The 10653-nt window shown below is 50.4% G+C and carries 11 protein-coding genes and 1 pseudogene (1 of these 12 cut by a window edge); all 12 read left to right on the top strand.

Going from position 1 to position 10653, the window contains the following annotated elements; all coding sequences use genetic code 11:
• A pseudogene (locus QMD53_03200) lies at positions 1–1935 on the top strand (site-specific DNA-methyltransferase) (it extends 272 nt beyond the left edge of the window).
• Positions 1928–3070, top strand: a complete 1143-nt coding sequence (locus tag QMD53_03205; protein ID MDI6799663.1) for a Fic/DOC family N-terminal domain-containing protein — start codon at positions 1928–1930, stop codon at positions 3068–3070. The pseudogene QMD53_03200 and the gene QMD53_03205 overlap by 8 nt, the downstream one beginning before the upstream one ends.
• A 143-nt stretch (positions 3071–3213) precedes the next feature.
• Positions 3214–5904 carry a DEAD/DEAH box helicase family protein gene (locus QMD53_03210; protein MDI6799664.1) on the top strand — a complete coding sequence of 897 codons (2691 nt, stop codon included), beginning with the start codon at positions 3214–3216 and terminating at the stop codon, positions 5902–5904.
• Entirely contained in the window at positions 5901–6299 is a 399-nt protein-coding gene (locus QMD53_03215) for a YkvA family protein (GenBank protein ID MDI6799665.1), read from the top strand. The genes QMD53_03210 and QMD53_03215 overlap by 4 nt, the downstream gene beginning before the upstream one ends.
• Positions 6296–6841, top strand: coding sequence for an ATP-binding protein (locus tag QMD53_03220; GenBank protein ID MDI6799666.1), 546 nt, complete (start codon positions 6296–6298; stop codon positions 6839–6841). The genes QMD53_03215 and QMD53_03220 overlap by 4 nt, the downstream gene beginning before the upstream one ends.
• A gap of 45 nt (positions 6842–6886) precedes the next feature.
• Positions 6887–7498: a lysophospholipid acyltransferase family protein gene (locus QMD53_03225; protein MDI6799667.1), complete on the top strand. Its 612-nt coding sequence runs from the start codon at positions 6887–6889 to the stop codon at positions 7496–7498.
• Entirely contained in the window at positions 7485–8399 is a 915-nt protein-coding gene (locus QMD53_03230) for a patatin-like phospholipase family protein (protein MDI6799668.1), read from the top strand. Before QMD53_03225 ends, QMD53_03230 begins: the two co-directional genes overlap by 14 nt.
• Positions 8400–8469: 70 nt before the next feature.
• Positions 8470–8931: a class I SAM-dependent methyltransferase gene (locus QMD53_03235; GenBank protein MDI6799669.1), complete on the top strand. Its 462-nt coding sequence runs from the start codon at positions 8470–8472 to the stop codon at positions 8929–8931.
• Positions 8932–8940: 9 nt separating this feature from the next.
• Positions 8941–9195: a hypothetical protein gene (locus tag QMD53_03240; GenBank protein MDI6799670.1), complete on the top strand. Its 255-nt coding sequence runs from the start codon at positions 8941–8943 to the stop codon at positions 9193–9195.
• Positions 9196–9340: 145 nt separating this feature from the next.
• The gene (locus tag QMD53_03245; protein MDI6799671.1) at positions 9341–9847 is read left to right on the top strand and encodes a c-type cytochrome; all 507 of its coding nucleotides are present in this window, start codon (positions 9341–9343) and stop codon (positions 9845–9847) included.
• A 15-nt stretch (positions 9848–9862) separates the two neighbouring features.
• Positions 9863–10135, top strand: a complete 273-nt coding sequence (locus QMD53_03250; GenBank protein ID MDI6799672.1) for an SHOCT domain-containing protein — start codon at positions 9863–9865, stop codon at positions 10133–10135.
• Positions 10136–10167: 32 nt separating this feature from the next.
• Entirely contained in the window at positions 10168–10374 is a 207-nt protein-coding gene (locus tag QMD53_03255; GenBank protein MDI6799673.1) for an SHOCT domain-containing protein, read from the top strand.
• The last annotated feature ends 279 nt before the right edge of the window (positions 10375–10653 follow it).

Consider the following 10653-nt stretch of genomic DNA (forward strand, 5'->3'; position numbering starts at 1 on the left):
ACCCGCTTGCAGATGAGCCTGTTCGACGTCGACGAGCGGGGGCGTCAAATCAAGGGTTGGACGAATAAGCTGATTTGGGGCGATAACAAGCTCATCCTTTCATCGCTAAAGAACGGCCCCTTAAGAGAAGAGATAGAGGCTCAAGGGGGACTAAAGCTCATCTATATCGACCCCCCTTTTGACGTGGGAGCCGATTTCTCCATGGATATCGAGATTGGGGGCGATACCTTCACCAAAAGACCAAACATACTGGAAGAGATCGCCTACCGCGACACTTGGGGGAAAGGGGCGGACAGCTTTATCGCAATGATCTACGAACGGCTGGTGTTGATGCGGGATTTGCTGGCCGATGATGGGAGTATCTATGTGCATTGTGATTATCGGGTGGATAGTCTTATTCGGTTGGTGATGGATGAGATATTCGGCAAAAGTCAAATTATAAACGAAATCGTTTGGTGGTATAAACGATGGACCGGGACCTCTCGGACATATCAGAGGATGCATGACACGATTCTCTTCTATTCGAAGTCTGATCAGTATATTTTTAACCAACTATTTCAACCTTTGGCTACATCAACCGCCTCAGTTCACGGTCATACGCGTCGAATTAATGTTAAGGATGAGGAAGGCAAGCTTATTACTATCAAAACGGATGAAACCTCCAAAGGCGTACAACTTCACGATGTTTGGGAAGTACCATTTGTAGTTGCGCACTCACAGGAACAAGTTGGCTATCCAACCCAGAAACCGATAGAGCTGATGGGGCGGATTATAGATGCCTCAACAAACCCTGGTGACTTGGTTGCTGATTTTTTTTGTGGAAGTGGTAGTTTTTTAGCTGCTGCTGAAGGGTTGAGGTCACGAAAGGATGGCAAAAGAACTGAGTATTTTGCTACTGATGGAAGAAAGTGGATCGCAAGCGACCTGGGTAAGTTCGCCATCCACACCACCCGCAAGCGACTGATCGGTGTACAGCGCAGCCTTAAATCCGACGGCAAGGACTACCGCGCTTTTGAGATCCTCAACCTTGGTAAATACGAGCGGGCCCATTACATCGGCATTAACCCCGATCTTAGAAAAGAGGAGCAAGAGAAGCAATTGGCCGAAAAGGAAGCCGCTTTTATCGACCTAATCCTCAAGGCCTACCGGGCTGAAAAGACTGATGGGTTTACAACCTTCCACGGGAAGAAGGCCGGCCGGTTGGTATCCGTCGGGCCGGTCAACTTGCCGGTGACCCGCCTCTTCGTGGAAGAGGTCATCTTGGAATGCCGCAAAAAACATATCAGCCGGGTCGATATTTTGGGTTTTGAGTTCGAGATGGGGTTATTTCCCAATGTGCTCGATGAGGCCAAGGCCAAAGGTATCGACATCGCCCCCAAGTATATACCCGCCGAGGTCTTCGACAAGCGGGCGGTCGAAAAGAACCAGGTAGTCTTCCATGATGTCTCCTTCATTGAGGTAAAACCGATTGTCAAAAAGAAGAGCGTGGCCGTGGAGCTGACCGACTACTCCGTCTTCTATACCCAAGATTCCATCGCCGGCGCGGAAGGCTCGCTCAAGGAGAAACAGAGCAAAGTGGTGGTGGAGAAGGGGCAAATCGTTAAGATAGCCAAGGACGCCAAGGGAATTGTCAGCCGCGAGGTGCTCACCAAGAGCTGGACGGACTGGGTCGATTACTGGTCGGTCGATTTCAATTTTGAGAGCAAGCGTGAGATTGTGCGATTGCAGAATCCCGACAGCAAGGAGTGGGAAGAGGTCTGGACGGGCGATTATATCTTTGAAAACGAGTGGCAATCCTTCCGCACCAAAAAGGACCGCATCCTGGAGCTGACCAGCATCTTTCGCGAATGTGAGGGCGGGCGGCGCAAACTGGCCGTGAAAGTGGTCGACATCTTCGGAAATGATACAATGAAGATTATCGAGGTTAATGTATGAAAGGATACCACAAGCAATGGCGCCGGTGAGATATCATTATGGAAAATTTCCGCCCGCAAAACTGGAGTGGGAGCGGTTGATTCCATTGCTTGGACCCGCTCATGAGGCGGTAGCGCGCTATGATGGAAGGCTTTCTGTGATTCCTAATGCACAAGTTTTACTTAGCCCACTAACGACTCAAGAAGCCGTTCTTTCAAGTAAGATCGAGGGTACACAAGCGACGATGGGAGAAGTCTTAGAATTTGAGGCAACCGGCGAAAAAGGAGTTTCCGAAGAGAGAAGACAGGATATTTGGGAAGTTTTGAATTACCGGCGAGCAATGAATCGCTCAGTTGAAATGATGGAAAAGTTGCCTCTAAGTGGAAGGATTCTTAAAGAAGCACACGAGATTTTGCTTAATAGCGTGCGAGGGCAGAACAAATTGCCGGGCGTCTACAGGAAGGGGCCGAACTGGATGGGTCCGCCCGGCTGTACCGAGGAAGAAGCTTATTTCGTCCCCATCTCAGCTGATAAATTAGATAATGCCATGAAGATTTGGGAAGAATACATTAATGATGAAAATCAACCAGATCGGCTTATTCAGCTTGCAATAGCCCACGTAGAATTCGAAGCCATTCACCCTTTCCAGGATGGTAATGGCAGGTTGGGACGTATGTTTGTCCCGCTTTTCATGACGAAGGCTCGCCTAATCCAAGGCCCCATGTTCTATATAAGCTCATATTTCGAAATAAATAGAGATGAATATTATGATCGACTCCGCGCTGTATCTAGCGATGATGATTGGACCGGTTGGTGTATCTTCTTTTTACAAGCTACTCGCTTACAGGCTGAAGAGAACACTGAGAAGATAAACGCTGTTCTAGAGCTCTACAACTCTTTGAAAATCCAGTTGCCTAATATTACACATTCTCAATATGCTATTCAGGCTTTGGAATGGATCTTTTCAAAGCCAATTTTTCGAAGCAGCTATTTTGTCAAAGAAGCGGGTATCCCGGAGGCTACGGCACGCCGGATACTTTCTGTTTTACGAAGCGAAAATATTTTATCCACACTTAAGGAAGCCAGCGGTAGGAGTTCTGCTATTTTAATGTTTCCAAAGATATTAAACATTGCAGAAGGAAGAGAGATATTTTGACACTCATTTATGACAGACGAATAAGTTTGTCTATCAAAAATAGAAAATTATGATATACAAATTAATTTGAGTTACATCGGTGAGCGTCAAAAGGTAATCAAAAAATAAATTAAAAGTTAGATAATAATAAAATTGAGGTAATTATGGCCCTGCATCCTGATTTTCCTGACTCCCCATACGAAGTGCTCGATCCGGCCACGCGCTGGTTTCCGGCCGATGAGGCCTTGCGCGCAACCAGCATGGATAAGCTAATGCCGCCGCTCGTGGCCGAACTGCGCAAAAAGGTCAAGGAGTGGCGGGGTAGCGGCTACAGCGGGGCCACCGAGACCAGCCGCTCCCTTCTAAACTGGTGGTTCAAAACTCCCCATCTTTTGCCCCAGGTGGGCGGCACAATGACTGAGTTCCAGTATTACTTTGCTCAGCGCGAGGCGCTTGAGACGATAATCTACCTTTATGACGTAGTGGGGGTCAAGGATAAATACGACCTGATGCGTTTTGACAGCTCAGGCGTTGTTTCGACGGGCATGTTTGATGAGACCTGGCGGCGGTTTGTGGTCAAGATGGCCACCGGTACGGGCAAGACCAAGGTGCTGAGCCTTATCCTTGCCTGGAGTTTTTACCATAAACTCTATGAGCCGGGCTCTAATCTGGCTCGCAATTTTCTGGTCATCGCCCCCAACATTATCGTGCTTGACCGCATCTATAAGGATTTTGCCGGTCTTAGCATCTTCTTTTCCGATCCGATAATCCCCGATAACGGCACAGATGGGCGGAACTGGCGAGATGACTTTCAACTGACTCTGCACCGCCAGGATGAGGCGCGCATAACCCGTCCCACCGGCAACATCTTTTTAACCAACATCCACCGCGTCTACGCCGGAAACGACATTCCTGCTTCGCCCGATGATGAAGACACGATGGATTATTTCCTGGGCAAACGCCCCACGGGGGCGACCACCGACTCCAAGGTGGACTTGGGCATCATCGTACGCGACATCGATGAGCTAGCTATTCTAAACGATGAAGCCCATCACATCCACGATCCACGCATGGCCTGGTTCAAATCGATAGAGGATATCCATAATCGCTTAAAGCAAAAAGGGGCCGATTTATCCTTGCAGGTTGACGTAACGGCCACGCCCAAACACAACAACGGAGCCATCTTTGTGCAGACGGTGGCCGATTATCCTCTAGTGGAGGCCATTTCACAGAACGTGGTCAAGCATCCCGTGTTGCCCGACGCGCCCAGCCGGGCTAAGCTCATCGAGCGCCAGAGCGCCAAATATACCGAGAAATATGCCGACTACATCCATCTTGGTGTAATCGAATGGCGTAAAGCCTACGGCGAGCATAAAAAAATGAGCAAGAAGGCCATCCTATTTGTTATGACCGATGACACCAAAAACTGCGATGATGTGGCCGAATATTTACAGGCCAACTACCCCGACTTGAAAGATGCGGTGCTGGTCATCCATACCAATAAAAGCGGTGAGATTTCAGAGTCCACTTCGGGTAAGGGCAAAGCCAAGCTTGAGGACTTGCGCAAGCAGGCCAACGAGATCGATGGGTTAGATAGCCCTTATAAGGCCGTGGTCTCGGTTATGGTGCTCAAAGAGGGTTGGGATGTGAAGAACGTTACCACAATTGTGGGCTTGCGCGCCTACTCGGCCAAGAGCAACATTCTGCCCGAACAGACTTTGGGTCGGGGGCTTCGCAAGATGTATCAGGGCGAGGTGGAAGAATACGTCAGCGTGGTTGGAACGAACGCCTTTATGGAGTTTGTCGAGTCGATCCAGGCCGAAGGGGTGGTCTTGGAACGCAAGGCCATGGGTGAAGGTACGCAGCCAAAGGCGCCGCTGGTGGTTGAGGTTGATAACGAGAATGTGAAGAAGGATATCGAAGCCCTCGATATTGAAATTCCGGTCATGACCCCGCGCATCTACCGCGAGTATAAGAACTTGAGCGATCTCAATCCGAGCTCATTCAAGCATCAGCGCATAGCTTTTCGGCAGTTTAGCGAGGAGGAGCAGCGGGAGATAGTTTTTAAAGATATCACCACGGGCGAGGTGACCCATACCACCACCCTCGATACGGCGGGCCTCGCAGATTACCGCAGCGTGATCGGATATTTTGCCCAGACGATCATGAAGGACTTAAGACTTTTTAGCGGTTATGATGTGCTTTACGGTAAGGTCAAATCCTTTGCGCAGGGTGAGCTGTTTGACCATGCGGTGGATCTGGAGAGCCCCAACACGCTTCGCAATCTCTCAGAACTTGTTGCCACCAAGACCATCCTTGAGACGTTCAAGAAGGAAATAAACGCCCTCACCACGGCGGACAAGGGCGACGCCGAGATCAGGGATACCACCAAGCTGCGGCAGACCCGCCCCTTTGTGGCCAAGGAGCAAGGCTATCTCGTTCCCAAAAAGAGCGTCTTTAGCCGCATCGTAGGTGACAGTCACTTCGAACTGCTCTTTGCCCGCTTTTTGGAAGACTGCGCTGATGTGGTCTCATACGGAAAGAATTATTTTCAGGTCAATTTCAAACTGGACTACGTGAACGGGGATGGCGGTATCTCTAATTATCATCCGGATTTTCTGGTTAAGCTGTCCGACGGGCGCATCATCGTCGTTGAGACCAAGGGCCGGGAGGACCTGGATGTGCCGCTTAAGATGGCTCGGCTACGGCAATGGTGCGAGGATATCAATCGAGTCCAAGTTGAGGTTAAGTATGATTTCGTCTATGTCGACCAAGATGGCTTCGATAAATTCAACCCCACTTCGTTTAGGCATTTATTGGATGGTTTCACGGAGTATAAAGAGAAGGGTCATTGATATCAAGTTGGCGAAAGCGCGCAAAAGAGCTTAAGACCGAAACCCATGCCCTCTATCTGGCTTATAAAGATCCCAGAGTGGCCTGGTACGCCAAGGCTTTTGCCGCCCTTGTTGTGGCCTACGCCTTCAGCCCCATCGATCTCATCCCCGACCCCATCCCGATCTTAGGATATCTGGACGATCTGATACTGGTTCCGCTGGGGATCGCCCTGGCCATCAAGATGATCCCACCGGGCGTCATGGCCGAGTGCCGAGAGAAGGCCCGGCTGCAAACCGCTGAAAAGAGGCCCAAAAATTGGACCGCTGCGCTTATAATAGTTATCATTTGGTTTGTTCTGGCTTACCTGGTGGTCCGATTCATCTATCGGGTGGCCAGAGTTAGCCTTGGAGGGTGACAATAGAAGGCTTTATCATCAAAACTAACTGGTATGTCATCACCGGCGGTCCGAGCTCGGGCAAGACCACCGTGGTCAACATGCTCAAAGAGCGGGGTTATAAGACCACGGTCGAGCATGCCCGCCACTACATCGATACCCAAAAAGTCGCCGGAAAGACGATTGAAGAGATCAAGGCGAACCAACTCGCCTTCCAAAGAGGGGTCATCAAGATGCAGATCGCCGAGGAGGAGGCGCTCTCACCTGATGAGGTGGTGTTTTTGGATCGGGCGATACCCGACGCCCTCGCTTACTACCGTTTTTTGGATCTTGCCGAGGATGATGAGCTTAAGGATGCTTTGCGCAGGTTCAGATATAAAAAGGTCTTCATCTTGGATCTTCTGCCCCTGGTCAATGATTATGCCCGCACCGAGAATGAGGCCGCCCAGAAGAAGATTCACCGCTTGCTTGTCGCCGTCTATGAGGCGCTGGGTTTTCAGGTCGTCCACGTTCCGGTGCTTCCCCCAGAGGAAAGGGTCGAGTTCATCCTAAAGAACCTGTAAAGAGGCGGGTATTTGTCGAAAGACCTCCACCCACAAAGGGCGCTCATGTACAAAATTGTACGCCCTCTTAACAAGCTTATCTTCAAGACCCTCTTTCGCCTTAAGGTTGAAGGGAGAAAAAATATCCCCAAAACTGGCCATTTCGTCGTGGTGGCAAATCACGAAAGCCTGCTTGACGGCTTCGTCTTGGCCGCGGCCATCGAGCGGCAAATTACCTTCATGGCCGCGGCCTTCCTCTTTAAAAAGCCCTTTGTGGGCTGGTTTTTGAAGCAAATCGGGGCAATACCGGTCAAGAAGGAAGGCCAGAACCTGGCCGGCCTAAAGCGCGCCCTGGGCGTCCTTGAGCGGGGCGGGGTGATCGGCATCTTCCCTGAAGGAGGAATCTTCGAAACCGATCTTTATTTTGGAGCCGCCTATTTAGCCGCCAGGAGCGGGGTGGCCTTGCTTCCCGCTTCAATAATCGGGGCGGATAAGGTGCTTCCCGTAGGTCAAAGGTGGCCAAGGTTTGTTCAAATAAGGGTTATAATCGGAGATGGCATTGCGGTGGAGAGATCGTTGAAGCCGAGTCGCAAGCTTTTGGAGGAAACGACGGAGATTTTACGATCTAACATGGATATTTTGAGGACTGAAGGAGATGTCAAAGATGGCCGGGGTTAAAGTAGGCCTGGCCTTGGGTAGCGGGAGCGCAAACGGCCTTGCCCACATCGGGGTGCTGAAGGTCTTGGAGAGGGAGGGGATCGGCGTCGATATGATCGCCGGAACCAGCATCGGGGCTCTCATCGGCGGGTTTTCGGCCTCCGGCCTCTTGGCCAAAGAGATTGAGAAGATCGCCGTCTCCTTTGATCTCAAGAAGCTCGCCTCTCTGGTAGACTTGGCCTCGCCGACCAAAGCCCTTGTCAGCGGGAACAAGGTGGAGGGTTTCATACGTGAGCAGATCGGCGGAAAAAGCTTTGATGACCTTAAGATACCCTTTGCCTGCGTTGCGACCGATCTCGTTTCGGGAGAGGAGATCGTCTTTAGCCAGGGCGATGTGGCCGACGCCATCAGATCATCCATCGCCACCCCGGTCATCTTCTCTCCGGTTGAGGATAGTGGGGGTATGCTCGTCGATGGCGGGGTGGTCAATCCAGTTCCGGTCGATGTGGCAAGGGGCATGGGGGCCGATGTTGTCATTGCCGTCAGTGTTCTTGGTCTGCCCAAAATGAAGATTCCAACTGGGGCCAAATCTCGGGTTAGGAACGGATTTAGGACGGGCAAGATAAAGAAGCGGGGCTTTCCCAGAATCGCCTATTCCAAGGCGGCCAAGATGGTCAGGAAAGGCCTGCAGCCCCCCACCATCTACCAGGTATTTATCTCTTCGCTCGACATCATGCAACGCGAACTTTCAGAGTTAAAACTCAAAGCGGCCGACATCATCATCGCGCCCCAGATTGAGGATACCAATTACTTCAGCTACTACGAGGCGCCGCGCATCATCGATCTTGGCGAAAAGGCGGCCGAGGAGGCGCTCGATCTGATTTTGGGTATAATCGAAGAGAGGGGGGCTAAAGATAGGTAGAGAAGGTAAATCTTCGGCAACTCAGGGCTATTACTTCGAAGTTCAGGCCGCAGCCGGCATAACCAAACACATGGGAAGTCTAGAGGCGACCGATGAGCTGGCCCGTCTTACCCATATGAACAAGGATAGCTACATCTTAGACGTGGGAACCGGCGTCGGCATAACCCCCTGTTATCTTGCTAAAAAATATGATCTAAAAGCGGTCGGAGTGGATATAAACGAGAAGATGGTAGAGCGGGCCAAAGATAGAGCGGTCTTCGATGGGGTCTCAGATAAGGTCGAATTTTTCGCTTGCGACATGCACGAGCTTCCCTTTGAAGACGTTGCCTTCGACGTGGTGATTTGTGAGTCGGTGGTAGCTTTCGCTCATGACAAGGCCGAAGTTTTGAAAGAATGCGCCCGCGTGACCAAGGTGGGCGGGTATGTCGGTTTGAATGAGACGACTTGGCTGACGCCGGATGTGCCAAGCTATATTAAGGACTATTTTTATAACGCCGCCGGCGGTGTTATCTCCGAAACCCAAGAGGGTTAGGCCGATCTCATGAAGGGGGCGGGCCTGAAAGAGGTTTCGGCTGCCATATTCCGGCCTAAGGCCTCAAGCCAGTTCATCGGCGAGATCAGGCGGATGGGGCTCCCTTGGATCATCAAAGGTTGGGGTAGGCTCTTTAAAGCCCTATTCAAAGACCCAAAGTTAAGAGAGGGCCTTAGAAAACTGACTTATGCGGCAAGCGATCTTAGGGCCGGCTTTAACCTCTTCAGATATAGTGGCTATGGGATATATGTGGGCAAGAAGTGAGGGGGTTTTGCAGGGCAGATCCGCCGATTTGAGTTTTACCTCTTTTTCGAAACAAACAATCTGCTTTGCAAATTTTACAACAGGACTATCTGTGAGTTAAACTAAATTCATTGGGATACTAAAAGCCAAATCAGAAGCGAGTCAAATGAAGAGATCATTACTTCTCGTCCTCGGTTTAATGGCAATTCTTGTCGGTTTTTTAGGCCTGGCCACTCTGGAGTCATATCAACAACCTACAATAACTCCCTCTTATTCACCGATATTTGGCGTCTTCTCCTCCTCTGGCGAACGCATCTACTTCACCGCAATCGGCGACGATGGCCCGATACCGTTCGAGGGTGGGCCGCGTTGGCTTTGGATGCGCGGTGGCAGCTGTGCTTCCTGTCACGGCGTGGACGGGCAGGGCGGCCAATACGTAATGATGAGCGACCAGGTGGCGCCCGCGATCACCTTTAAGGCCCTGACTGAAGAGGAGCACCAAGAGGGCGAAACGGAAGCCCATCCGCCCTGGGATGAGGAGTTGATCAGAAGGGGGATAACCGAGGGTTTGGACCCGGCCGGCGAGCCGCTCGACTCGACCATGCCCAGATGGGATATGTCTGAAGGGGAGCTGGATGGGTTGATGGAGTTTTTAAAGACGTTGGATAAATGATAGGAAGGAGCTTAGATGAACTGGTGTCCTTGGTGTGGTAATGCGAGAGGTTATAGTTTTGGTGGGGGAGCATGGGGTGGATTTGGTAGTCTTTTAAGCTTTCTCTTCACCCTTCTTATCATCGTTGGGATAGTGCTTCTAATATTGTGGCTGATCAGGCAATCGGCTGGCGGAGCGGTTTTCTCTTCCTCCACATCGAAAGCTTTAGAGACGCTAAAAGAGCGTTATGTCAAAGGCGAGATCGATAAGAAGCAATTCGAGGAGATGAAGAAAGATTTAAAAGATTAGGTGGGTTTATCGCAAAAAGGTGGGAGGAAGGGATGTTTATGGGATTCTTCTGGCTCCTGTTTCTTATACTAATAATTATTGCAGTAGCTTACTTAGGTCAATCAAAGGCTGGAGGAGAGAGCAATACGAGCTACTTCAGCCAAAAGGAAGAACCACTGGAAGTTGCAAAAATCCGCTATGCTAAAGGCGAAATCTCAAAGGATGAATTCGAGCAGATGAAGAAGGATCTACAGGACTGATGGTTGTTGACTTGCCCTTCATTCGTCAATATAAGCGGACTCGTTTATTTGGGATATTTGAAACGAAGTTCCGTATCAGCAGATTTCAGCTCCCCAGTTCAAATAAGATGGTCGTAGGGTATACGCGCAAAAGAGCCCATTAATATGGTATTAACCGATCTGGGTTGGAATCAATTCTTTGAAGCAAATTTTCAGGCCATTAAGGCCCAAGGTCATAGCCCTTTAAGGATAATCCGTGAGAACTTGGGCGAATATATCGCCCTCGGCGAAGACGGTGAA

This window comes from Actinomycetota bacterium, from assembly GCA_030017835.1.
Taxonomy (GTDB): Bacteria; Actinomycetota; Aquicultoria; order UBA3085; family Oleimmundimicrobiaceae; genus Yes70-04.